Origin of the sequence: Pontibacter mangrovi (assembly GCF_006385705.1) — a bacterium.
GTDB lineage: Bacteria > Bacteroidota > Bacteroidia > Cytophagales > Hymenobacteraceae > Pontibacter > Pontibacter mangrovi.
Genome location: NZ_VFRQ01000002.1, coordinates 490,628 through 514,343, shown reverse-complemented (window position 1 = coordinate 514,343; position 23,716 = coordinate 490,628). Strand labels below are relative to the sequence as shown.

Sequence of the window (23,716 nt, the reverse complement as noted above, 5' to 3'; positions counted from 1 at the left end):
CATGATGAAAAAGAAGTTTTTTATCCCCCTAGTGTTGTGTGGCCTAATAGGATTTAGTTCATGCGATAGCAATGATGACAACGGTACAGGCACTGCCCGCATGGAAGTGCGTATGACCGATGCGCCCGGCGATTATGACGAGGTAAACGTTGAGATTGAGTCGGTGCAGATCCATGCTGAGGACGGTGACAGCGAAGACGGTTGGGTAACGCTGGATGAGATCCACCCGGGCGTTTACAACCTGCTGGATTTTGCCAACGGCAAAGACACTTTGCTGGCCAGCGCCGAACTGCCGGTAGGGCACATCTCCCAGATCAGACTTGTGTTGGGCGATGAGAACACGGTGAAGCTGAAGAACGGTGAGGTGATAAGCCTGAAAACACCAAGCGGCCAGACATCCGGTGTAAAGCTGCAGATCGACGCGGACCTGACGGACGATGTGACGTACATGGTGCTGCTGGACTTCGACGCGGCCAGATCGGTGGTGCCAAAGGGCAACGGCGGCTATAACCTGAAGCCGGTGATCCGCACCATTACGCAGGCTATTGCCGGTGGCATCAAAGGTTCGGTTACCCCAGCGGAGTATAAGCCGGCCATTTACGTAATCTCCGCGGAGAACGACACCATCGGCGGCTATGCCAGCGACAACGGCGACTTCCTGATCAAAGGCGTTCCGGCGGGTACTTACCGAGTGGAGTTCATCACAGAGTACGGTGAGCACAACAAAACGGTAGAGAACGTAAGCGTGTCGCAAGACCAGATCAAAGACCTGGGTGTAGTAATGCTGCCGCAGGAATAGTACGATCTTAAAAGTATAAACATAAAAAAGGGAGCTCCTCAACGTGGGGAGCTCCCTTTTTTGTAAGATGAGAGTGTAAGCTCAGCTGCATCTCCAGGTAAGTACATCTATACTTGCCATTGTTGTAAGCTTACAGCCCAGCTATAGAGGTCACGAGCGCGGACGCTCGCACCATCCTTTCAATTCACACCTAATACACCTGCCCCATCAGTTCGCGCACGTAGGTCACGTAGTCGGTGTTGGGTGGGGTGTGGCCGTTTTTGCGCAGGTCGGTGGCTACCTGGGCGCGGTGATAGGTGGCGTGGTTAAACGCATGCGTCAGGATGTCGAGCACGCGGGTGCTATACTTGTTGCCCTGGCTGTTGGTGTAATCGATCAGGCGGTTGAACTCGGCCTCGTCGGCATTGTATACCAGCTCCTTTATCTTATAGGATGCGTATTCGTGCAGCTTCTTCAGTTCCTCCAGCGTGTGCTCCTGCCATACTTTTACAGGGCTTTGCGTGCCGGTGATGCGGGCGATCCAGATAGCCTGCGCGTTCAGGGCGTGGCTGAACAGGCGGGCTGCGTTGGCTGGTACCTCGGGCAGGCTGCTGAACACATCCAGCATGGTTTGGTTAGCCCAGATATTATACTCTGATAGGTTTTTCAGTACGTCGTTTCCGGTCATTGTAATTAGCTTTCTCTTTTATCTTCCCAAATTATAGTTTCGTTTTGGCGCTGCTCAAAAAAGTCGGTGCAGCGGCCGTCGCCCCTACCTGTTATGCCGCCGTCGGGTTCACAAAGTACATTACCCTCCGCATCGAAGAGCTGGCTCGGCACATCACAGCAGCGGCCGGTGAGGAAGTACACCTCCTGCCCCCGGTAAGTATAACGGTAAATGGTGGCGGGCGGGTTGGCGGGCTCCTCCTGCTTCAGCTCCCCTATCAGCTTGGTTAGCCAGTCCGGGTTTTCCTGCGCTGCGGCTGTGGCTTTTGACCCGTTGCCTGGCGAGCAGGCCACTGCAATTATGGCTATAGCAAGTGCTGCCACCCATACGCTGGCGCTGGCAAGTATGCTATGTCTGTTTTCTTTCATAGAGATTGCAAGTTATTCATTTTTACCTAACATTGGATGTCGCGACATTGGATTGTGTTGGAAAGGCAGTAAAAAGGATGGCTTATGCGTACGTATGTGCGGCTAAAAGTATACTTGGGCAAACGCCAGCAGGTACGGCAGGAAAATGACTGTACCGATAATGGCGGCCGTGATGGCAGTGATGAGCACGGCGCCGGCAGCCAGGTCTTTGGCCTTGCCTGCCAAAGGGTTATACTTCGGCGACACCAGGTTTACCACCGTTTCGATGGCCGTGTTCATGATCTCAGCCGTTACCACCAGCCCCATACTTCCCACCAACAGGCACCACTCCGTTTTGGTCACATCAAAAGCGAAGCCTAAAGCGGCCACCGCTACCGCTGCCAGCACGTGCAAGCGCATGTGCGGCTCGGAGCGAACAGCTGAGCTTATCCCCCTAAGGGCAAACCGGAAGCTGTTGTAGCGTTTCTTAAAGTAGGTGCGCACGAATAATGCTGTTTATCGGCAAAGTATAAGTTTGAGGCTTTGTACGGTTTATACTTTAAAAGTATGCCGATGTTAAAGCTGCCCCGCCTCAAATGTAATGGATTTGGCATTAATGCAGTAGCGTACGCCGGTGGGGGTGCGGGTGTCGCGGAACAGGTGGCCCAGGTGCTGCCCGCACTGCCGGCAGAGCAGCTGCACACGGTGCCGGCCATAGCTGCTAAGCGGGCAGTGCTGCACGTGGTCTGCTGCCTGCGCCCAAAAGCTCGGGAAGCCGGAGCCAACCTCAAACTTATGCTTTGCCTCGAACAAAACCTGCGCGCAGCCGGAGCAAGTATAAAGGCCGCTCTCCTGCGCGCGCTGCGCCGGGTCTACTTTCTGGTTACGAACCAACAGTTAAGCGTTTAGATATTGAATCTATGTATGCGTGCAGGAGGCAGATCGAATAGAAAGCCTTTATACATAATAGAAAAGCCTATGCAGCTGCAGTCCTCTACATCAACCTAATCCCTTTATCACTGATTCTTCTCCAACTCCTCCACCGGCACAAACTTCATCGACAGGGAGTTTACGCAGTGGCGGATGTTCTTGGGCGTGAGGTATTCCCCTTCAAACACATGGCCCAGGTGGCCTCCGCAGTTGGCGCACACAATCTCGGTTCTTCTGCCGTCAGGGTCTGGCAGGCGCTTTACCGCACCCGTTATCTCATCGTCGAAGCTCGGCCAGCCGCAGTGCGACTCAAATTTATACTCCGATGTATAAAGCGGCGCGTTGCAGCGGCGGCACAAGTATACGCCTTCGGCTTTGTTGTGCTCATACTCGCCGGTGCCCGGGTACTCGGTGCCCTTATGTACAATAATGCGCTCCTCCTCCGGTGTCAGCTTGTTGTAGTCCGATGGGTCTTTTGCAATCTTCATAGGTCAATACGTTGGGTTGATGCTTGTATACGTGTGGTTGTAAGAACAGCGAACGCGGCACGAAGGTTTTGAGAAAGCTAGCTGATGCTGATGTCATACTTGTGCAGGAGCCCGACCGCTTCCGGCAGCGAGAACTTAGCTTTCCGGATGCGGTTGCTTTCAGGGTCTATCTGGTAGTTATAGGCTGTGCGGAGGTCAGCTTTCTCCAATATGGTCTGGTCGAAGGTGGCGTTGGCCAGGTCGCAGCTGCTTAAAGTAGCGCCTGTCAGGTCGGCTCCGGCAAAATCGGCCTCGCGCAGGCTGCAGTTGCTGAAGGTTGTCCCTTTCAGGCTGGTCTTGTAAAAGGACGATAGGTTGAGCTGGCAGTCCTGAAAGCGCACGGAGAGCAGGAATTTGTTGCAATCCTCGAAGTGCAGCCCAAGCAGCTTACAGCCCGCAAACTGCACCTCCCGAAAAGCAGTGTCGCGCAGGGTAGCCATACTTGCATCGCAGTTCCTGAACTCGCAGTCGATAAACACCAGCCCGGAAAGATCTGCGTTAAGAAAGATGCAGCCGTCGAACACGCAGTTTTCATACTCCCCTTTCGGAAAACCTTGTGTGGTATAGTCAATGCCTTTAAACGTCTCGCCTTCGGTGTATGCTTGCATGTTGCTTTCGTTTATACTTATGTTTTGCAAGTTAACAAGAAACAAAAAAGCAGCCCCCCGTAGGAGCTGCTTTTCCTTTTATCTGCCAAGAAGCAGCATATAAGTATAATTTACTCTTCCAGCTGCAGCGGATAGTCGCTGCAGCGCGCCTCTACCACCCTAAAGCTACCATACTGCGCCTTTAGCGAGGCATTCGGGTTTGCGTTCGTCGGAATGATATCCTGCTCCTTATGGTTGGTGCTTATCTCCAGCGCCTCTCCCAGCGAGCCGTTTGCCGAGGCCGAAAGTTTAAACATTGTGCCTGGTTTCATACCTTTTGCGGTAAAGATGGCGTTGCTGCTTTCGCCTTCCTTGGCGCGTACAGCCACATTGGCTGGCTTATCACCGGTATACTCCAGCCAAAGCGATTGCACGTTGTTAAAGCGTGCCTCGTCGCGGCGACCCACGCCCTCTACGCACAGCTGCAGCCGCGCCACTGCCCCGGAGCCGGCTCTGCGGCGGTCTGCCCCAAAGGTTACCACAGCCTTTGCTACGCCTGGTACATTGTCGAAGCTCAGAATAACGGCCGCCTTGTCGCCTTTTGCAGGTATTAGTTGCTCATCCAGCCGCTGTCCGGTTTTGCTGAACAGCTCCACCTTCGAGCCTGCCTCGTCTTCATCAATGTCGGTCAGCACCATGGTTTTCATGGTAACGCTGCCTACCGGTGAGAAGTCGAGTATCAGGCGGCCGCCCTGCTCGTTTACAGCTTCGCCAGATGCGTCTCCTACCGTCAGCAGGCCATACACGCCCAGCATCTGGGCATCAAAAGGGTTTATCAGATTGGTTGAGGGGGTGCTTGGGTCCAGCAACAGACCTTCCGTCTCCTCCAGGTACTTTCCGTTGTGGCCCCTCCTTTGCGCTTTCACAATCATCACGGCGCCGTCTTCTTCAATAATGTCTACTGCGCGCGGCAGCTCTCCGGAGCCAAAGTTCTGCACCAGGTTACAAGTAGTGGGGTCGTAGCCCACCAAGTCAGCTTCCTGCGAGGCTTTCATCGGTTCAACTAGCTCCTGCTCTTCTTCTGCGTTGCAGGCAAACAGGGATATACTGGCCAATGAGGCGGCGATAATTTTTGTACTGATTGTTTTCATATAATAGATCATGATTGGATAAAAGTTATAATTTTAATTTAGGATAATAGGAAGTATAGCGACGGTAATGACAACTGAGCATAGGTTGCCCTCTTATGGATTTGTCGCTTTATTTGCTTTTGGGGATGTTTTTACTGGTGTGGGATAAGCTAAAGGTGAAAAATTAGTAGATAGTATGGGAATACGGGCATCTTCTGCCGGTGGTTGTGGAATTGGACTATAAAATTAAAAGAAACTGTTTGCCTGGTGTTATAGGGCTTCTGGGCGCACTGCACCGGCAATGAGGAATGAGGAGGAATAGCAGCAAGTATAAAGTGACAGTTCATACTTTAAAAGCTGCTGAGAACGTTGCTTTTCAGCACAACTGCTACCTGTAGGGTGATGGAGTAACTGCCTGCAAAGTATAATCTCATGTCGGGTTACCGTTATACTTGCGGGATTTGGAAAGCATAAAACATAGGTTATTGCATCAAACAAAAAAGCAGCCCCCGCAGGAGCTGCTTTTCCTTTTATCTGCCAAGACGCAAAGTATGGCGTCTCTATAAGTATAAATCTTACTTCTTTAGGCTGCCGATCATGTCTTCTGGCTTCACCCACTCGTCGAACTGCTCGTTAGTGAGCAGGCCAAGGTCGATGGCTGCCTGGCGAAGCGTGGTACCTTCTTTGTGGGCTTTCTTCGCGATTTTGGCGGCGTTGTCGTAGCCGATGTGCGGGTTCAGGGCCGTTACCAGCATCAGCGAGTTCTCTAGGTTGTGCTTGATGCGCTCTCTATTTGGCTCGATACCCACGGCACAGTGCTTGTCGAACGAGTCGCAGGCGTCGCCGATCAACTGGGCGCTCATCAGCAGGTTGTAGATCATCACCGGCTTAAACACGTTCAGCTCGAAATGGCCGTTCATGCCGCCCACCGAAATGGCCACATCGTTACCGATCACCTGCGCGCATACCATCGTCATGGCCTCGGCCTGTGTTGGGTTCACTTTGCCCGGCATGATAGAAGAACCCGGCTCATTCTCCGGGATTGTGATCTCCGCGATACCGGAACGCGGACCGGAGGCCAGCAAACGGATATCATTAGCGATCTTCATCAGCGACACGGCCAGCTGCTTCAGAGCGCCGGAAGTTTCCACCATGGCATCGTGTGCGGCAAGCGCCTCAAATTTGTTAGGAGCCGTGCGGAACTCGTGGCCGGCATACTTCGAGATCTTCTTCGCTACCAGCTCAGCGTAACCTTCCGGGGTGTTCAGGCCGGTACCAACGGCAGAGCCGCCCAGCGCCAGGTCCTTCAGGTGGTCCAGCGTGTTCTCCAGCGCCTTCATGCCATACTCCAGCTGCTTCACGTAGCCGGAAAGCTCCTGGCCCAGCGTCAGCGGCGTAGCGTCCATCAGGTGTGTGCGCCCAATCTTCACCACATCCATAAACTCCTCCGACTTGGCCTTCAGCGTATCGTGCAGTTTCTTCACCATCGGCAGCGTGTGCTCCACCACTTTCTTGTAAGCGGCAATGTGCATGGCCGTCGGGAAGGTATCGTTAGAAGACTGCGACTTGTTCACGTCGTCGTTCGGGTGCACCTGCTTCTTTTCGTCGGTCAGTTGGCCGCCCAGCAGTACGTGGGCGCGGTTAGCTACTACCTCGTTCACGTTCATGTTAGACTGCGTGCCCGAGCCTGTCTGCCAAACCACCAGCGGGAACTGGTCGTTCAGCTTGCCCTCCAGTATCTCGTCGCATACTTTAGAGATGATCTCCGCCTTCTCCTGCGCCAGCACGCCCAGCTCCGCATTGGCCTGCGCGGCAGATTTTTTAAGTATGGCAAAGGCCTCAATCACCTCCTGCGGCATGTGCTGCCCCCCGATGGTGAAGTTTTGCTTTGAGCGCTGTGTTTGCGCCCCCCAGTATTTTTCTGCAGGCACCTCTACAGGGCCCATCGTGTCTTTCTCAACGCGAACTTGCATATCGATTTATGTTTAGTTTAAAGGATTACTCTGTACGTAGCAAAACTATAAAATATTCTGAAAAGAGGCTTTTAGGGGAAAGGTTTTCTCAGATAGCTCTACCCCTGCTTTGCCTGTTACCCCACCCCGGCCCTCCCCTAAGAACAGGGGAGGTATTCTTTGAGAACGATTGTCATCCCCCTACCCCCGGCAGGAGGGAACACAGCGCGATGCCAAAGGACGAGGCCTCCCGGCCTGGAGAGCACCGAAGTATGAGATGCAACTGTAGACTTGTAAGACTGAGGATGAACAGAAGCTAGAAAGTGTAGCTTGGTTCTAACTGCAGTAAGCAGACGCTAAAGCAGGAGAAGGCACAAGCGGACGCTTGCGCCATGGAAAGTATAAAGTATAGCGCAAGTATAAAAGCACAAGCGGGCGTCCCGAAATACGCCGGGATCTCCAACTTGCGCCAGGGAAGGTTGGGGAAGGTGTGGCTAAAATATAAACGGTATACGCCAATGCTCAAACAATTTCAGCTTACGCCAGAAGCCAATAAATCAGAATGAACTCCTGCCGGAAAGCTACAACTACCGAATTACCCGGTGCCCCGATCTCTCGGCCAGCAGCGCGATCATCTCCAGTTGCACGGGCTTCAGGTAGGTGGTGTTCAGGTTGGTGTTGTCGGAGAAAGTTATCAGGTACTCCCCTTCCGCGCCCAGAAAATGTATGCTTTCAATCTCCTGCATCTCATAAGCGCGTTGCTGCAGCAGCAGGTTCGTGATTTCAATTTTCTCTTCGCTGATCGCTACGTGCCAGCGCATGGCATACCAGCCGATGGCGGCGGAGAGCACCAGCATCAGCACTATCAGGATATTGTAGACCCGGTTGGAGTTCTGCCCTTCTACCTGCGCAGTGTAAGTTTTATACATGTCGTAGTCGTGGCCCAGCAGCGAGCGCTGCACCAGGCGCAGCGGCAAAGCGGCCAGCGTTAGGCCCATCAGCAGGCCCGGCGCAAACATGGCCCTGAAGTTAGGCGTGAGCACGTGCATATAGCTTTTTGACGCGTGCAGGATGCTGGAAACCATCGCCAACACTCCTGCGCTGAACACCGACAGCATACACGCAAAGACAAAGTATGCGATCATGAGCTTCAGTTCCTGCTTCTGCATGTACTTCTGCTCCTCTGCCGTTAAGGCTACAGCAGGCGGTGCCGGCGACAGGCGGCGCAGCGCATAGCGCACCACAGGCAGCAGTACAGCTACGGCAAAAAAGGCAATCAGCAGGCTTTTAAGTATCTCCAGCATACACTAAACAGAAAGCGGTAACGCTGCAAAGGTAACATGCTCCGCCCAATTTTCGATACGATGGCCCTTCTAAAGCGAAACCACTTAATATGGCCGTTCCATGAACCTGCGGTTATGGAAAATAGTATACCTTTAAACGCTTTATAAAATTATAGCGCTATTTCTCAAATGTATACCGCTAAAACCACGGATACTATTGAACCTTTTCCGATAGAAAATAGATTGGTTTTTTGTACATTTGAAGAAGAACGAAAGAAGGTGTCGGACGGAATTTGTGAGGGCGGCAGTACCTACTTTCTACTGTTTTTAACGCAACGCACATGAAATTCGCCAAACTGGCTGCCTTTGTCAGAGACTACTTTATCGCGATCTTCTCTTTTCTCCTCATCTTTCTGCTTACTATTTTTACCTATACAGAAACCAGGAAAAAAGGCGAAGAGCGCAGCGCCAAGCTCTTTGCGATTCGTGCCAACCAGGTAACGGAGGCCGTGGAGAAGCGCATGCAGGACTACATTCAGATTCTGGTGGGCGGAAAGGCTATGTTTACCTCTTCTGATACCGTTACCCGGGCAGACTGGCGCCATTATTACGAAGCCCTTAACCTGGAGGAAAACTACCCCGGCCTGCAGGGCTTCGGCTACACCCAGGTGGTGAGGCCCGAGGAAATGCAGGCGCATGTGCAGCAAATCCGGCGCGAGGGCTACGAGAGCTACCGCATTGAGCCAACCGGCGACCGCGAATTTTATACTTCTATCATATACCTGGAGCCATTTACGGGCCGCAACCTGCGCGCTTTCGGCTATGATATGTTCAGTGAGCCGGTGCGGCAGTCGGCCATGCGCATTGCCCGCGACACACGCCAGCCCACCCTGTCCAGCAAAGTGCGGCTGGTGCAGGAAACAGGCCAAGATGAGCAGGCTGGCTTCCTGATCTACCTGCCGGTGTACAAGAACAATGCGCAGCCGGAGTCTATACAGGAGCGGCAGCAGCTCATCAAAGGCTTTGTGTATAGTCCATTCCGGGCCAAAGACCTGATCACATCCGTCCTCACCGACGACTTTGACGACATTAACGTAGAGATATATGACGGCGCAGAGCCTACAAAAGACGGCTTGCTGTTTAGCACCAGCCCCACCCCATACTATGGCCAAAACAACCGAGATTTTGAGGTGCTGAACACTGTCAGCTTCGGCAACCATACCTGGCGGCTTTACATCACCAGCAAGGATAGCTTCGGCAGTTCAGCTGATTCGGAATTACCATACTTTATACTTTTGGGCGGCTTTATCATCAGTATGCTCATGTTCTTCATTATCTGGTCGCTTACCATTACCCGCCGCTCTAACCACCTCAAGCAGACCATTACCGATAACGCCACGGCCGCCCTGTTCATTATCGACTCTAAAGGCTGCATCACCTTTATGAACCCGGCCGCTGAGGAAATGATCGGCTATACGTTTGAGGAAGCAAAGAAGCGCACCCTGCACGACCTGGCACACTATAAGCACCTGGATGGCACGCCTTTCCCGGCGGAGGAGTGCCCGATCCGGAATGCGCTGGCTGTGGTGGAGCCGATGCGGGCCTACGAAGACGTGTTTATACGGAAAGACGGCAGCTTCTTTAACGTGTCCTGCGCGGTGCAGCCAATTGTGGAGAGCGGCAGCGAGAGCTTCGCCATCATAGAAGTGCGCGACATAACCGACGAGAAACAGGCGCACCAGGCCATCATAGAAAGTGAGGCGCGTTTCCGTACCATGGCCGATAATGCCCCGGTTATGATCAAGATCATGGACGAGGTCACCAACTTTATGTATGTAAACAAGCAGTGGCTCGACTTTACCGGCTGCACGTTTGAGCAAACCATCAACATGAGTTGGAAAGATGTAGTGCACCAGGAGGACATTGCGCGGAAAGAAGAAGTGACCCAACAGGCGATTGAAAGTCATAAAGCCTTTAGGATAGAGTACAGGATGCGCCGCTTTGATGGTGAATATCGCTGGGTGGTAGCCACTAACACGCCTCGCTTTGGGGCAAACGGAGAGTTTCAGGGGTATATCAGCTCCATCATCGACATTACAGAAATAAAGGAGGCTGAGCGGAAAGTGAAGCAGAACGCAGAGCTGCTGCAGAAGCTGTTCCTGGAAGTGCCGGCCGTGGTAGGCCTTGTACGGCATACTGATTTCCAGTATGTGCTGGCCAACCCGGAATACCGCAAACTGTACGGCAACCGCCCGCTGGTAGGCAAAACCATTTATGAAGCACACACCGAAGAAGAGGGCAAAGGCTTTTTCGACCGCCTGGAGGAAGTGTTCCGTACGGGTAAGCCATTTGTAGGCAATGAGGTGTCCACGGCTATCTACCTGAACAGCGGCGAAACCACGTATGCCTACTTTAACTTAGTATACCAGCCGCTGATGGACACACAGGGCGAAGTGGAGGCCGTGCTGTTGTTTGCCGTGGAGGTGACAGAACTGGTGAATGCCCGCAAGGCGCTGGTGCTGACGAACGATGAACTGAGCGGCAAAAACGATGAACTCCAGCGCATCAACAACGACCTCGACAACTTTGTGTACACCGCCTCCCACGACCTAAAATCGCCGATTGCCAACATGGAGGGGCTGGTAACGCTCCTGCGCGATATTCTGCAGGGCAAGCTGGATGGCGAGGATGCGGAGCTGCTGGATATGGTGCAGGTATCGATCAATAAACTAAAAGGCACCATAGCCGACCTGACCGAGATTACAAAGGTGCAGAAGGAGCTGCAAGCTGCCGTAGAGCCGCTCTCGTTTGAGCACATGCTGCAGGATATCACCACTGATCTGGCTACCACCATAAAAGAGTCTGATGCGGTGCTGACAACCGATCTGCAGGTAAAAGACATACTATATGCCCGCAAAAACCTGCGCAGCATTATCTACAACCTGGTAAGCAACGCCATCAAGTATAAAGACCCTGACCGTGCCCCGGAAATCAGCCTGAAAACCTATGAGGAGGACCAGTATGTGGTGCTGGAGGTGCAGGATAACGGCCTGGGTATAAAGAAAGAGCAGCAGCACAAGCTGTTTACCATGTTCAAGCGCCTGCACACGCACGTGGAGGGTACCGGTATCGGCCTATACATCGTGAAGCGCATTATAGAGAACAACGGCGGCAAAATTGTGGTTAACAGCGAGCTTGGCAAGGGCACAACCTTTAAAGTATACTTTAAGCAGGTGCCCGTAGCGCAGGAGGTATAGGTTGATGATTTGAAGATCGTTCCTTCCTCATACACTCTTTAAAATTCACCCGTTCGCAGGTCAATTATTCTTTAAAATCTGATCCTTCTGGGGCGCATTTTTGTTCTGATTAGTTGGTAACACCCTTCTGAAAACGAGCAATCAATAACGAACAACGACATTTCATGGCTAAAATAAAAACATCATACTTCTGCCAGAACTGTGGCGCCCAATCGGCCAAGTGGATAGGCAAATGCCCGGCCTGCGGCGAGTGGAACACCTATGTGGAGGAAGTAGTGCAGCGCGAGGAAGTAACGCCTACCACCGCCTGGAAAGTGGGCAGCAGCACCGCGCAGGTATCCAACAAACCCAAACCCATTGCCGATATCAGCTATCAGGAGCAGCAGCGCATCATCACCCAGGACCAGGAGCTGAACCGCGTGCTGGGCGGCGGCATTGTGCCGGGCTCGATGGTGCTGATCGGTGGGGAGCCGGGCATCGGCAAAAGTACGCTGATGCTGCAGATTGCCCTGAGTCTGCAGGGGCTGAAGGTGCTGTACGTGAGCGGCGAGGAGAGCGAGCAGCAGATAAAAATGCGGGCTGAGCGCCTGATGGCGCAAACTTCTGATGCATTTATACTTACCGAGACCGGCACGCAGAATATTTTTAAGCAGGTGGAGCAGGTGCGCCCGCAGGTGCTCATCATCGACTCCATCCAAACCCTCCACTCCTCTTTTATAGAGGCGGGCGCGGGCAGCGTGAGCCAGGTGCGCGAGTGCACGGCCGAGCTGCTGAAGTTCGCCAAGGAGAGCGGCACCCCTGTTTTCCTCATCGGCCACATCACCAAAGAGGGCAACCTAGCCGGCCCGAAGATACTGGAGCACATGGTGGACACGGTGCTGCAGTTCGAAGGCGACCGCCACATGACCTACCGCATCCTGCGCACCACCAAAAACCGCTTCGGCTCCACGTCAGAGCTGGGCATTTACGAGATGATGGGCTCCGGCCTGCGCGAGGTAAGCAACCCGTCAGAGATCCTGATCTCGCAGCGCGAGGACGCCTTTAGCGGCATAAGTATAGGCGCGACGCTGGAGGGAAACCGCCCGCTGCTGATCGAGGTGCAGAGCCTGGTGAGCCCGGCCACATACGGCACGCCGCAGCGCACCAGCACCGGCTTCGACGGTAAGCGCCTGAACATGCTGCTGGCCGTGCTGGAGAAGCGCGGTGGCTACCGCCTGGGCGCTCAGGACGTGTTCCTGAACATCGCCGGCGGCCTGAAGGTAGAAGACCCGGCGCTGGACCTGGCGGTATGTGCCTCCATCCTTTCCTCCTTCGAGGACATGCCGATTCCGAGCACGACCTGCTTTGCCGCAGAGGTAGGCCTGGGCGGCGAGGTGCGTGCCGTGAACCGCGTAGAGAACCGCATTACAGAGGCCGAGAAATTGGGCTTTACCGATATCTACATCTCCAAGTATAACAAGAAAGGCGTAGACCTGAGCAAGTTCTCTATCAACGTGCATGCCTATGGCCGCCTGGAGGAGGTGTTCTCCAGCCTGTTTGGGTAAGGTGAATAGGCTCTAACAAAGTATAAATTTGTATTTTCTGGTTAAAGAAAGAAAATCGCATCGCCCCGGAATTATTTGCCAGGGCGATGCTGTTAAGGGGCTTGTTGCTGCAGATGCTGCTACCGCCAAGTATGGCAGGCAAGCACGGGCAACAATCTGATAGCCAAAGAACTCGTTTAACCAACCCATGAGAAAGCTTCTCCTCCTGTCGCTGATGCTGACGCTGGTTTTTAGCCCGGCCTTTGCCCAGGGAACAGCAGTAATCAGCGGCAAAATCTCCAAACCGTTATCGGATGTGGTGGAGGTAGCGCTGCGGCCTAATCCGCTTGTGCCGGAAGAGTTAAAGCTGGAGGCAACGCTGGAAGGCAACAGCTTCAGGGTTGAAGTGCCGGTAAACCAGGCGGTGGTGGCCGAGCTGCTGCACGGCGACGAGGTGGTGCCAGTGTACCTGGAGCCGGGCTACGACCTAAACCTGAGCGCCAGCGGCGGCAAATTTCTGAAGACGCTGAAGTATGCAGGTACGGGCGCCAACGAAAATAACTACCTGGCAGCTTATACTTTGCGCTTTGAGGAGGAGGAAGAGTACCAGGCCCTGCCCGACAACATCAAGCAAGAAGAAGAGGAGTTTCTGGCTTTCCTGGACTACCGCCACAACGACCAGTTGGAAAGCCTGGAAAAGTATGCGGCCAAAAATGCTGTTTCGGAGCGGTTTAAGCACATGATGCTGGCCGAGGCGGAGTTTAGCTATGCCAACGACGTGATCAACTACCACCCGTTGCGCCAGCGGATACTGCAGGTGACGCTCACGAAGCCTTCGGCTGCTTTTTATACTTGCCTGCAGAAGCTGAACCTGCAGCGCCCGGAAAACCTGCTAAGCACCTCCTTTCATCGTTTTTTGCAGCACTATACAACCTATCTGGCACAGGAGGCTGGCTTTGATGAGAAGCACCCGCGGCATTACCAAAGCCGCTATGAGGCCGCTGCGCAAAAGCTGCAAGGGCAGGCAAAGCAGCTGGCGCAGGCGCAGGTGCTGCAGCAGTCCATCCGCAAAGGACATGCAAAGTATACCGAGCAGATGCTGCAGGACTTCCTCTCTCAAAAGCCGGACCCGGCGCTGACAGCCTACTTAAACAAGCTAAGCAACGGTAAAAGCAGCCTCTCGGCTGGCAGCCAGGCCCCTGACTTTGCGCTTGCAAGTATAACCGGCGACTCGGTGCGGCTAAGCGACTTTGCCGGAAAGCTGGTGTACCTGAACTTCTGGAGCAGCGACTGCGGCCTTTGCCTGGTGGAACTGCCGGCGCTGCAGCAGCTGACAAACAAGCTGAAGGGGCACCAGGCGGTGGTGCTGAACGTGGCTGTTGGCGCAGACGAGGCAAATTGGCGCAAGCTGGTGCAGGAAAAGGAATTGCAGGGTGTGCAGGCTTACCTGCCCAACGGGCTGGAGGCAAAGCTGGCAACGGATTACCAGCTAAAAGAGCTCCCTGCCTACTTCCTGATTGACGGTCAGGGCCGCTTTATTTCCGTAAAGGCCCGCCGCCCCGGCCACCCGGAGGCCCTCAACAACATACTGCAGCACCTGAAAGCGGCGCAGGCATCCTTAAAGTAATTTCGTTCACAGTTTATACCCCGGCCCGGCATGCATTCGCGTGCCGGGCTTTTTTTGTTGTGCGTGCCCGTAGCGTGGCTAAATAACCGTTGCTTGTTTTGCTGCGTACTTAATTCCTACACCGCTATGGGCTGCAGAGGCAGTGCAAAGCGGTGTTTAAACTATGTATACTCTACTTTTAATCATAAAATCCTATGGCATTAATCAATAAGAACGACATTGAGAAGCTGCTAAATGTGCAGAACAACACGCAGAATGCTTTGTGTATTTCTCTCTACATACCCACGCACCGTGCCGGCCACGAAACCCTGAACGGCCAGGACCACATCCTCTTTAAAAACAAGCTACGGGAAGCCCGAACCCTGCTGCAGCGCCACGATGTGCAGGAGGCGGAGATTGAGCAGTACATGAAGCCGGCGGAAGACCTGCTGAACGATAACGGCTTTTGGCGCCACCAGGCAGAAGGCCTGGCCGTGTTCATCACGAAAGGTTTCTCGGCGCACTATACCCTGCCCATCACCATGCCAGAGGTAGTGTATGTGCTGGATGAGTTTTACCTGACGCCGATCCTGCCGATCCTGAGCCAGAACGGCCGTTTCTTTATCCTGAGCCTTTACCGTGAGAAGGTGGCCTTTTACGAAGCGACCATCGAGACAATCAGGCCGATAGACATAAGCGCCTTTGTGCCGGAGACCATGAACAAGGCGCTGAAGTTTGATGTGAAGGGACACGACCAGGACTTCCACACCGGGACAACCACCGTTAACGGCACCAACATTGTGCACGGGCCGGGCAGCACCAAAGGCGACGAGGAGCACGAGCGCGTGCGGGAGTTTGTGATTGAAGTAGATAAGAGCATGCAGAAGATATTGCACGATGCACACGAGCCGCTGGTTTTGGCCGGTGTGGACCACTACTGCAGCCTCTACAGGCAGCACAGCAAGTATAAAAACATTGTGCCGCAGAACATCAACATAAACGAGAACGCCGATGTGGTGAACATGAACTCGCTGCACGAAAAGGCGCTGAACGTTGTGAAGCCGCTGATGCAGCAGAGCCATACAGATTCGCTGTCGCGCTACCAGAACGTGGCTGGCACCGGCGTAACCTCTGAGGACATTGCCACCGTGGCCGCCGAGGCGGTGCATGGCCGCATAGACACGCTTTTTATTACGCCGAGCCAGCCTGTTTGGGGCCGTTATAATGCCAAGAGCGCTGTAGCTGAGGTGCACAACGAGTACCAGCGCGGCGACCATGACCTGGTAAATCTGGCGGCCACCAAAACGCTTGCCCAGGGAGGCAAAGTGTTCGTGAACAGCTACAACGGCCTTTCGGAAAATACAGAGGGCGGTGCCAGCGTAAAGGCGCTCTTCCGGTACTAAGCGAGCCTCCTATTTGGCTGTTAGCAGCAGAAAGTATAATTTAGTGGGGTAGCCAGTGTGGCTGCCCCATTTTTCTTTGGGAATAACCATAGCTGGCTACCAAACCTGCCCCCGCGCTTATATGGCACTGCAACTCACCGATGGGTTAAACTTTTTATCGAAGCTGACGCCACTGCGCACTATAAATGCACTGCAGGTGGTGGCTAGTTACCTATACTCCAAGCTCACCGGCAAGGCTACGCACTGGGGCTACCCGCTTAGCATCTCGCTGGAGCCCACTACCTCCTGCAACCTGCGCTGCCCCGAGTGCCCCAGCGGCCTCCGCTCCTTCTCCCGCCCCACCGGCATGCTGCAGAACGAGCTCTTTAAAAGCACCATCGACCAGCTGCACCGCCGGCTGCTGTACCTTGTGTTTTACTTTCAGGGGGAGCCATACTTGCACAAGAGCTTTCTGGAGTTGGTAAAGTATGCCTCCGACCGCGGCATCTACACCGCCACCTCCACCAATGCCCACTTTCTGGATGATGAAACGGCCCGAAAAACGGTGCAATCCGGTCTGGACCGCCTGATCGTATCTATTGACGGCACCACGCAGGAGACCTATGCAGCCTATAGGGTGGGCGGCAAGCTGGAGAAGGTGCTGGAGGGAACACGCAACGTGGTGAAGTGGAAAAAAGAGCTGAAATCGCGAACGCCGCACATCATGTTTCAGTTTCTGGTGGTGCGGCCAAACGAGCACCAGCTGCAGGACGTAAAGGAGCTGGCACAGGAGCTGGGCGTGGACGAGGTGGTGTTTAAGACCGCCCAGATCTACGATTACCAACACGGCTCGCCGCTCATCCCTACCATTGATTATTACTCCAGGTACCGCAACAACGGCGATGGCAGCTACAGCATTAAAAACAAGCTCCTGAACCACTGCTGGAAGATGTGGCACTCCTGCGTGATCACCTGGGACGGGCTGGTAGTGCCCTGCTGCTTTGACAAGGATGCCGAGTACCGGCAGGGCGACCTGCAGCAGCAGAGCTTTGCCCAAGTATGGCGCGGGCAAAAGTATAACACGTTCCGGCAGAAGCTGCTGCGCTCCCGCAGCGAGGTGGAAATGTGCCGCAACTGCACGGAGGGTACCAAAGTATGGGCTTAGATTTTAGATTGAATTCAACTTGAACATATTTATGAAAGACATTAACGATGCAGTGGAGCTGCTATGGAGTAAGCTAGAGGCCTGGGGAGAGCACATTGTGCTCATGCTCCCGAACATCTTTGTGGCACTTGTGCTGTTGGTCATCACCTTTTACATCGCGGGTTTTGTGCGGAACTGGCTGGGCAAGTTCATCAACAGGTTCTCGCACAGCGCCGCCCTCAACAACCTTATACTTACCATGCTGCACATCGGCATGCTGATGATCGGCTTCTTCTTTGTGCTCAGCATCCTGAACCTGGACAGGGTGGTGATCTCGCTTCTGGCTGGTGTCGGTATCGTCGGTTTGGCCTTGGGCTTTGCTTTTCAGGATATTGCCGCCAACTTTATCTCAGGCACCATTATAGCAGTGCAAAAGCCTTTCGGGGTAGGCGACATGATCGAAACGAACGATTACTTTGGCGTGATCGAGCGCATCACCCTGCGTACGATAGACATCCGCAAAGTGACAGGCGAGCTGGTGCGTGTGCCTAACAAAATGGTGTTCGAAAACCCGCTTACCAACTACTCCATCCATGGCACCCGCCGCATAGACCTGGAAGTGGGCGTGTCGTATGCCGAGGATCTGGAGCAGGTGCAGCAGGTAGTGATTGAAGCGCTGCAAGACGTGAAAAACCGGGTAAAGACGCGGGACATCGAAGTGATGTACGATGCCTTCGGCGACAGCTCCATCAACTTTAAAGCCCGCTTCTGGGTAAGCTATAGCCGGCAGGTCGATTATGTGTCAGCCAAAAGCGATGCCATCATTAAAATTAAGAAAGCCTTTGACGCCAACGATATTCTCATCCCGTTCCCGATCCGGACGCTGGACTTTGCCATAAAAGGAGGCGAGAAGCTAAGCGAGGAGCTGCAGGCCGTAAACGCTGTGCTGAAAAACGGGCAGCAGCAGGGCGGGCAGAGCTGATGAAGTATACTTTGAGTAGCAGCAGAAAGGGCCGGTACTACACCGGCCCTTTCTTTTTACTTGTCTTTTTTATCCAGGTTCTTGCCCAGGTCCTCTACCTGTTTCAGGAAGGTGTCCACGTTCTCGTCGGCATAGGGGCCATAGGAGTTGGAGATGGTGCCTTTCAGGCCGTTGTTTGTCTCCAGCGCGTATAGTATCGACATGTCGTCCGGGTCGCTTTCGCCCTCAAAGCGGTAGTGGTCTACAATGCGTACCTGCTCGGGCGTGAAATAGTCTTTTTCCTCCATGGTGCACATTCTGCCGTCCTGACTAACTTTAAAGTCATACTTATAGCCATCTTTACGCAGGCGGTTCAGCACGTTCACCAAAGATCTTTCTTCAACTTTATCTTGCATAGTATACTGTTTTAATAAGTTCTCATACGTCTAAGTATAGAACTATACGCAAAAACAGAGTTTAGATACAAAATAACGCTCGGTAATAAGGCTGGGGAGGAGTTGAGGCGGCCAACTGGCTACACACTTGGCGTACTGGCTTTGCGCTTTTCCAGCTCCTGCTGTATCTTTTTCAGGTCGATGGTGGAGCAGCCGCCGCAGCTCTTGGCGCATCCGCTTTTGGCCGTAAAGGTTTGGTAAAGGATGCGCAGCATGTAGGCCACCGCTGCCAGAAAGATGAACAGGATAAGGATGTGCTGTATCATACTTTAGAAACCGTGTGAAAGTATAAAAAGTTTAGGACTGCGCCTTTTTCCAGAACTCGCCGATGGTTTGCTGCATTTCGGGGTGTACCTGGCTGTTGCTGGCCACAATCTCGCCCCCGAAAACATAATCGCCCTCTTCGGTAAATTTGCTGAGCCTGCCGCCGGCCTCCTGCACAAGTATGGCGCCTCCGGCCACATCCCAAGGCTTCAGGTTATACTCAAAAAAACCCTCAAAGCGGCCACAGGCTACATAAGCCAAATCTATGGCGGCAGAGCCCATGCGGCGCACCCCATGCGAGCGCGACATGAACGCCCCCAGCACCTGCAGGTACTGCTGCGTCAGGCCGAAATCATAGTATGGAAAGCCGGTAGCGATCAGGCTGTCTTTCAGGGCAGGTGCTCCCGATACGTGTATGGGAGTATCGTTGCAGTAGGCGCCGCCGCCTTTGTAGGCCCAGAAGCACTCGTCGCGGTTAGGGTCGTACACAGTGCCCAGCACCACCTCGTCGCCATCCAGCAGGCCCACGCTAACGCAGTAAGCCGGAAGCCCGTGCGTAAAATTGGTCGTTCCGTCCAAGGGGTCTACCACCCAGTTAAAGCGCTCGCCCTTTGTAGAGTCGGTGCCTTCCTCTGCTATAAAGCCGGCCTCGGGCAAGAGTTTCCGCAGGCCCTCTACCAGTTTCTGCTCCGCCTCTTTGTCTACGTAGGATACCAGGTCGTTAAAGCCTTTTTTCTCTACTTTGGAGCTGTCGAAGCTTTCGGACTCCTTCTGTATAAAAGCGCCGACGTTGCGGCAAAGTATGGTCAGGTTATTGGCTAGCTGTTTCAGGTTCATGGTTAGTTTGCTATACTTTGTGGAGGGGCAAGGGCTGCCGCCTTTTTAGAGAACCATACGGCGTAGGCGCCTCTAAGTATGGATGCCACCATAATCGGCAGAAACGCGGCATGGTACATTTGCGGCCACACCGGCCAGCCCAGCAACGCTATGGCCGTGATAGCGGTGGTAACCAGCATATACTTGCGCACCCACTCCCGTAGCACGTTGCGGCCCAGGAAAACCGAAACAACCGCATGGGTAGGTATGGCCCAGAGCAAATTAAAGTTATAAGCCGTAGCCTGGTGGTCGGTGGCGAACCAGAGCAGCAGGATAACGATACCCAATAGGCCCAGCAGCAGGAAGAACACCATGTCGAACACGCGGCTGCGGCGGCGCTTGATCATATCGGCAACGGTTAAGGCAACCACCACTGCCAGAAAAACCCAGAACACGAGTTGTGGCGTCAGCCAGCCGGCTTCAAGGGGCACCGATGGGTCGCGCTCAAAAATTACCTTCTGCTCCAGCGTGAGCGGTGCCGGCTGCCCGTTCTGGGCAATGGTGGCGTTGCCCAGCCCTTTGGCCAGGTAGTCCGGCAGGAACATGTACTGGTATGGCGTTGCCTCCTTGTCTATGCGGGCGCCCAAGGCAGTGTCTATCCCGAAATCGCCCCAGGGCTGCGGGCCCAGGTATAGGTCGATGAGGTTCCGGAAGCTGTAGTCTTTGTCAAACTGGCTGATGTTGAAGGCCAGCTGGTTCGGGAAAGTCGCCTCCAGGCCGTCGCGGATGCGGGTGGCGCAGTTGTCGAAGAAGAAGTCGTAGAGGTAGAAACGGTTCTCGGGCAGGTAGTTGTGCGTCAGGAAGTTCCAGTACTGCTGCTTCTGCTCCTCGGTTAGGTTCAGCTGCTGCTCAAACACAGAGCGGTTGTCCATGGAGTAGCTGTACACAAAGTCGCGAAAGTAGGCCACCGACAGCTTGTACCGGAGCTTGCCCTGCGCGAACTTGAGGTAAAAGTTGGGCTCGTTAAAGTCGAAGGTGCCGTAGTTAAACACCACGTCCATACCGTTTGCGGGGTCGTGCACCCGCACCGCGCTATGCCCGAAAATAGCGTACAGGTCTGGCCCCGGCGAGCAGGTAATGAGGCTGATCTTGGCCTGCGGCGACAAGGCTATACCGTCAAACTGCGCCCAGGCGGGCAACGTGCAAACGCTGAGCAGTAGGGCCAGCGCCAGTTTCTTTATAAATGCTTTCATGTTATTCTTTCTCGGCTTTTCCGCCTTTGGTGGCCCCGGAAACCACTACCACAAACTCGCCTTTTATACTTTTGTTGCTGAAGATCTCGATCAGCTCATCCAGGTTGCCGTTAATGGTTTCCTCAAACATCTTCGAGATTTCACGTGAAACAGAGGCCTCACGCTCGCCCCCGAAATACTCCTTAAACTGCGCAAGCGTTTTAAGCAGGCGGTGCGGCGACTCGTAGAAGATCATGGTGCGCTCCTCGCTGGCCAGGCTCTGCAGGCGCGTCTGGCGGCCTTTCTTCACCGGCAGGAATCCCTCAAACGTAAAGCGGTCGGTGCTGAAGCCGGATTTTACCAGCGCCGGCACAAAAGCCGTGGCTCCCGGCAGGCACTCTATCTTGATATCGTTTTTGAGGCACTCGCGCACCAGGTAAAAGCCAGGGTCCGATATGCCCGGTGTGCCCGCGTCCGAGATCAGCGCCATCACCTCCCCGGCCTTCAGGCGGTCTACCAGGTGGGCGGTGGCCTTGTGCTCGTTGTGCAGGTGGTGGCTGTGCATGCGCTTCTCAATGCCCAGGTGCTGCAGCAGCTTTCCGCTGGTGCGCGTGTCCTCGGCAAGTATAACGTCCACCTCCTTCAGCACACGGATGGCCCGCAGCGTAATGTCCTCCAGGTTACCGATAGGCGTCGGCACCAGGTATAAACTCGTCTTTTCCTGTTCCTGCATGGGGCAAAGATACGACTTAATTGCTTGTTGTTAAATTGCTGGTTGCTTGGTTTAAAGTATAACCGCCCAGTTTGGTATATTAGAAAATCAGCAGAGAAGGGGCAAACAGCCCAAAAACAATCAACAACTAACAATTATCCATTACTTGCCTTCATCCTGTCGTAAATCTCGTCGATCCGCCTGGCAAGCTTAAAGTCTTTCTCGGTTACGGTGTTGCCGGCGTCGTGGGTGGTGAGTTCTATCTCTACCTTGTTGTACACGTTGCTCCACCACGGGTGGTGGTTCAACTCTTCGGCTACTTCGCCAACTTTATTTATAAAAGCCAGCGCCTGCTTAAAGTCTTTAAATGTGAGGCTGCGCGTCAGTTTGTCGTCTTCTTCTTTCCACATAAGTATAAATCTTTAGGTACAACCAATGCTGTAAGTATACCAGCATAACCAGGCCAGGGTGCTGGCGTATAGGTTAAACAGTTTATTTATACCCGTAAACCTATAAAAGCTATGGATAACAAACCAAAATCTTTTCCGCCGCAGGAGATGGAGCAGCCGGGCAAGGAGCATAAAATGACCCCGGAGCCGGAAATAATACGCGACGGCTATAAAGGCAGCGACAAACTAAAAGGTAAAGTGGCCCTGATAACTGGCGGCGACAGCGGCATTGGCCGCGCCGTGGCCGTGCATTTCGCCCGCGAGGGAGCCGACATTGCCATTGTGTACCTCAACGAGGACAAAGACGCCAAAGAAACCAGGCAGCTGGTGGAGAAAGAAGGCCGCAAGTGCTTGCTGATCTCGGGAGATGTGGGCAAAGAGGACTTCTGCCGCGAGGCCGTGAAGAAGACCGTGAAGGAACTGGGCAAGCTGGATGTGCTGGTGAACAACGCCGGTGAGCAGCATGCCCAGGAGGACATCCGGGATATTACCGAAGAGCAGCTGAAACGCACCTTCGACACAAATATCTTCTCGATGTTCTACTTTGTGAAGGAGGCCCTGAACCACATGAAGAAAGGCAGCGCCATCATCAACACCACCTCCGTTACGGCCTATCACGGCAACAAGCTGCTGCTCGATTACTCCTCCACTAAAGGGGCCATACTTACCTTTACCCGCACCCTGGCGCAAATGGTGGCCGACAAAGGCATCCGGGTAAATGGCGTGGCGCCGGGCCCGATCTGGACGCCGCTCATTCCGGCTTCTTTTGATAAGGAACATGTGGAGAAGTTTGGCCAGAAAACACTGCTGAAACGAGCCGGCCAGCCCTCGGAGGTGGCGCCCGCTTACGTATATCTGGCCTCCGACGACTCCGCCTTTACCATAGGCGAGGTGATGCACATAAATGGCGGCGAGATGGTAACAACCTAAACCAAAGCAGCCAGAAAAGAGTAAAACCAGGTATAAGCGCCTTTGAAACAAAGCGCAGTGTTAACTAAAAAAGAAAGCTGTTATGGCTGAAGATAAAGAAGATAAACTAAAGAACCAGCTGCCCGACAAGCGAGGCTTCCGGGAACTGGACGACGATACAGGAGAAGCAGAAATGCGTGCCGGCCACATCATTCCGGGCGCAGACCCGCCTAAGAACGAGCACCAGCGCGGCGGCTTCGGTAACCGCGACGGCAAAGAAGGCTACGGTAGCGACACCGCCTCCGAAGGGCCAAGCGCCACTGGCGTAAATGACTTTGCCGACGATGGCATCCAGCCACCAGACAACATGCGCACCGAAGAAGAGGGCCGCGGCTCCTGACCAAGTATAAACCAAGTATAAAAGTATGGCCGGCAAGTATGCTTAGCCGGCCATACCTTACATTTAAAAAAAGGAGGACATCATGCCATCATACAAGCACACACAACCAAGCTCTGAGAACGAAGGAAAGCCAAGCGGACGCGGACAGGAAAAGGCAGCGGGCGGCAAGCCTGTAGACCCTAACCAAACGCGTGCAGAGCACGAAGAACTGAAGAAGAAACATACAGAAGGCCCTGACAAGGCGGCGGGGAAAAACACCATGACAAACAACCCGAACCGCAACACGCAGAAGCCTGAGATTGACAACAACAAGTATAACTGAGATCTGAAATAGCACTTACAGAA

25 protein-coding genes are annotated in these 23,716 nt (G+C 53.8%); 10 read left to right on the top strand and 15 right to left on the bottom strand.

The features are described from left to right. Position 1 precedes the first annotated feature (1 nt). Positions 2–799: a DUF4382 domain-containing protein gene (locus tag FJM65_RS05810; protein ID WP_239022847.1), complete on the top strand. Its 798-nt coding sequence runs from the start codon at positions 2–4 to the stop codon at positions 797–799. A 190-nt stretch (positions 800–989) separates the two neighbouring features. On the opposite strand, the gene FJM65_RS05805 is transcribed toward FJM65_RS05810, so the two are convergent. The 9 genes from FJM65_RS05805 to FJM65_RS05765 all read right to left on the bottom strand — a co-directional run bounded on the left by FJM65_RS05805 (position 990) and on the right by FJM65_RS05765 (position 8,282). Then, positions 990–1,466 (bottom strand): DinB family protein, encoded by a 477-nt coding sequence (locus FJM65_RS05805; protein WP_140620363.1) that lies wholly within the window; start codon positions 1,464–1,466, stop codon positions 990–992. 5 nt (positions 1,467–1,471) lie between these two features. Then, positions 1,472–1,873: a DUF6970 domain-containing protein gene (locus FJM65_RS21490; RefSeq protein ID WP_239022846.1), complete on the bottom strand. Its 402-nt coding sequence runs from the start codon at positions 1,871–1,873 to the stop codon at positions 1,472–1,474. Positions 1,874–1,975: 102 nt separating this feature from the next. Beyond that, positions 1,976–2,356, bottom strand: coding sequence for a diacylglycerol kinase (locus FJM65_RS05795; protein ID WP_140620361.1), 381 nt, complete (start codon positions 2,354–2,356; stop codon positions 1,976–1,978). Positions 2,357–2,428: 72 nt separating this feature from the next. Then, positions 2,429–2,746 (bottom strand): peptide-methionine (R)-S-oxide reductase, encoded by a 318-nt coding sequence (locus FJM65_RS05790; protein WP_239022845.1) that lies wholly within the window; start codon positions 2,744–2,746, stop codon positions 2,429–2,431. Positions 2,747–2,868: 122 nt separating this feature from the next. Then, the gene (locus FJM65_RS05785) at positions 2,869–3,270 is read right to left on the bottom strand and encodes a methionine-R-sulfoxide reductase (RefSeq protein ID WP_140620357.1); all 402 of its coding nucleotides are present in this window, start codon (positions 3,268–3,270) and stop codon (positions 2,869–2,871) included. A gap of 77 nt (positions 3,271–3,347) precedes the next feature. Then, positions 3,348–3,917, bottom strand: a complete 570-nt coding sequence (locus FJM65_RS05780) for a pentapeptide repeat-containing protein (RefSeq protein WP_140620355.1) — start codon at positions 3,915–3,917, stop codon at positions 3,348–3,350. Between the two features lie 110 nt (positions 3,918–4,027). Next, positions 4,028–5,047 carry a hypothetical protein gene (locus tag FJM65_RS05775; RefSeq protein WP_140620353.1) on the bottom strand — a complete coding sequence of 340 codons (1,020 nt, stop codon included), beginning with the start codon at positions 5,045–5,047 and terminating at the stop codon, positions 4,028–4,030. A gap of 554 nt (positions 5,048–5,601) precedes the next feature. After that, on the bottom strand, positions 5,602–6,999 hold the full coding sequence (gene fumC / locus FJM65_RS05770; RefSeq protein ID WP_140620350.1) for a class II fumarate hydratase: 1,398 nt from the start codon (positions 6,997–6,999) through the stop codon (positions 5,602–5,604). A 566-nt stretch (positions 7,000–7,565) separates the two neighbouring features. Continuing rightward, a complete protein-coding gene (locus tag FJM65_RS05765) occupies positions 7,566–8,282 on the bottom strand; it encodes a hypothetical protein (RefSeq protein WP_140620348.1) in 717 nt (238 codons plus the stop codon). Between the two features lie 320 nt (positions 8,283–8,602). Here FJM65_RS05765 and FJM65_RS05760 point away from each other — a divergent pair, with 320 nt between their 5' ends. The 6 genes from FJM65_RS05760 (at position 8,603) to FJM65_RS05735 (ending at position 18,155) form a co-directional block, all read left to right on the top strand. Further along, complete coding sequence (locus FJM65_RS05760; protein WP_140620346.1) at positions 8,603–11,518, top strand: CHASE domain-containing protein; 2,916 nt, start codon at positions 8,603–8,605, stop codon at positions 11,516–11,518. 164 nt (positions 11,519–11,682) lie between these two features. Next, positions 11,683–13,062, top strand: a complete 1,380-nt coding sequence (gene radA, locus FJM65_RS05755; protein WP_140620344.1) for a DNA repair protein RadA — start codon at positions 11,683–11,685, stop codon at positions 13,060–13,062. Between the two features lie 187 nt (positions 13,063–13,249). Beyond that, the gene (locus FJM65_RS05750) at positions 13,250–14,668 is read left to right on the top strand and encodes a TlpA family protein disulfide reductase (protein ID WP_140620342.1); all 1,419 of its coding nucleotides are present in this window, start codon (positions 13,250–13,252) and stop codon (positions 14,666–14,668) included. A 194-nt stretch (positions 14,669–14,862) separates the two neighbouring features. Then, entirely contained in the window at positions 14,863–16,050 is a 1,188-nt protein-coding gene (locus FJM65_RS05745) for a baeRF7 domain-containing protein (RefSeq protein ID WP_140620340.1), read from the top strand. A 121-nt stretch (positions 16,051–16,171) separates the two neighbouring features. Next, the gene (locus FJM65_RS05740) at positions 16,172–17,194 is read left to right on the top strand and encodes an SPASM domain-containing protein (protein WP_140620338.1); all 1,023 of its coding nucleotides are present in this window, start codon (positions 16,172–16,174) and stop codon (positions 17,192–17,194) included. A 31-nt stretch (positions 17,195–17,225) separates the two neighbouring features. Further along, a complete protein-coding gene (locus FJM65_RS05735) occupies positions 17,226–18,155 on the top strand; it encodes a mechanosensitive ion channel family protein (RefSeq protein ID WP_140620336.1) in 930 nt (309 codons plus the stop codon). Positions 18,156–18,211: 56 nt separating this feature from the next. Here the strand turns inward: FJM65_RS05735 and FJM65_RS05730 are convergent, their stop codons facing one another. From FJM65_RS05730 to FJM65_RS05705, 6 genes are all read right to left on the bottom strand, one after another. Further along, positions 18,212–18,550: a hypothetical protein gene (locus tag FJM65_RS05730; RefSeq protein WP_140620334.1), complete on the bottom strand. Its 339-nt coding sequence runs from the start codon at positions 18,548–18,550 to the stop codon at positions 18,212–18,214. A gap of 119 nt (positions 18,551–18,669) precedes the next feature. Beyond that, positions 18,670–18,855, bottom strand: a complete 186-nt coding sequence (locus FJM65_RS05725) for a FeoB-associated Cys-rich membrane protein (protein ID WP_140620332.1) — start codon at positions 18,853–18,855, stop codon at positions 18,670–18,672. Between the two features lie 31 nt (positions 18,856–18,886). Further along, positions 18,887–19,690 carry an inositol monophosphatase family protein gene (locus FJM65_RS05720; protein WP_140620330.1) on the bottom strand — a complete coding sequence of 268 codons (804 nt, stop codon included), beginning with the start codon at positions 19,688–19,690 and terminating at the stop codon, positions 18,887–18,889. Positions 19,691–19,692: 2 nt separating this feature from the next. Further along, entirely contained in the window at positions 19,693–20,922 is a 1,230-nt protein-coding gene (locus FJM65_RS05715; protein WP_140620328.1) for an Lnb N-terminal periplasmic domain-containing protein, read from the bottom strand. A 1-nt stretch (position 20,923) separates the two neighbouring features. Then, on the bottom strand, positions 20,924–21,634 hold the full coding sequence (gene rsmI / locus FJM65_RS05710) for a 16S rRNA (cytidine(1402)-2'-O)-methyltransferase (protein ID WP_140620326.1): 711 nt from the start codon (positions 21,632–21,634) through the stop codon (positions 20,924–20,926). Between the two features lie 134 nt (positions 21,635–21,768). After that, positions 21,769–22,023 carry a 4a-hydroxytetrahydrobiopterin dehydratase gene (locus FJM65_RS05705; RefSeq protein ID WP_140620324.1) on the bottom strand — a complete coding sequence of 85 codons (255 nt, stop codon included), beginning with the start codon at positions 22,021–22,023 and terminating at the stop codon, positions 21,769–21,771. A 111-nt stretch (positions 22,024–22,134) separates the two neighbouring features. Here FJM65_RS05705 and FJM65_RS05700 point away from each other — a divergent pair, with 111 nt between their 5' ends. The 3 genes from FJM65_RS05700 (at position 22,135) to FJM65_RS05690 (ending at position 23,693) form a co-directional block, all read left to right on the top strand. Beyond that, a complete protein-coding gene (locus FJM65_RS05700; protein ID WP_140620321.1) occupies positions 22,135–22,992 on the top strand; it encodes an SDR family oxidoreductase in 858 nt (285 codons plus the stop codon). An 82-nt stretch (positions 22,993–23,074) separates the two neighbouring features. Next, positions 23,075–23,371, top strand: a complete 297-nt coding sequence (locus FJM65_RS05695; protein ID WP_140620319.1) for a hypothetical protein — start codon at positions 23,075–23,077, stop codon at positions 23,369–23,371. An 82-nt stretch (positions 23,372–23,453) separates the two neighbouring features. After that, a complete protein-coding gene (locus FJM65_RS05690) occupies positions 23,454–23,693 on the top strand; it encodes a hypothetical protein (protein WP_140620317.1) in 240 nt (79 codons plus the stop codon). Positions 23,694–23,716 lie beyond the last annotated feature (23 nt).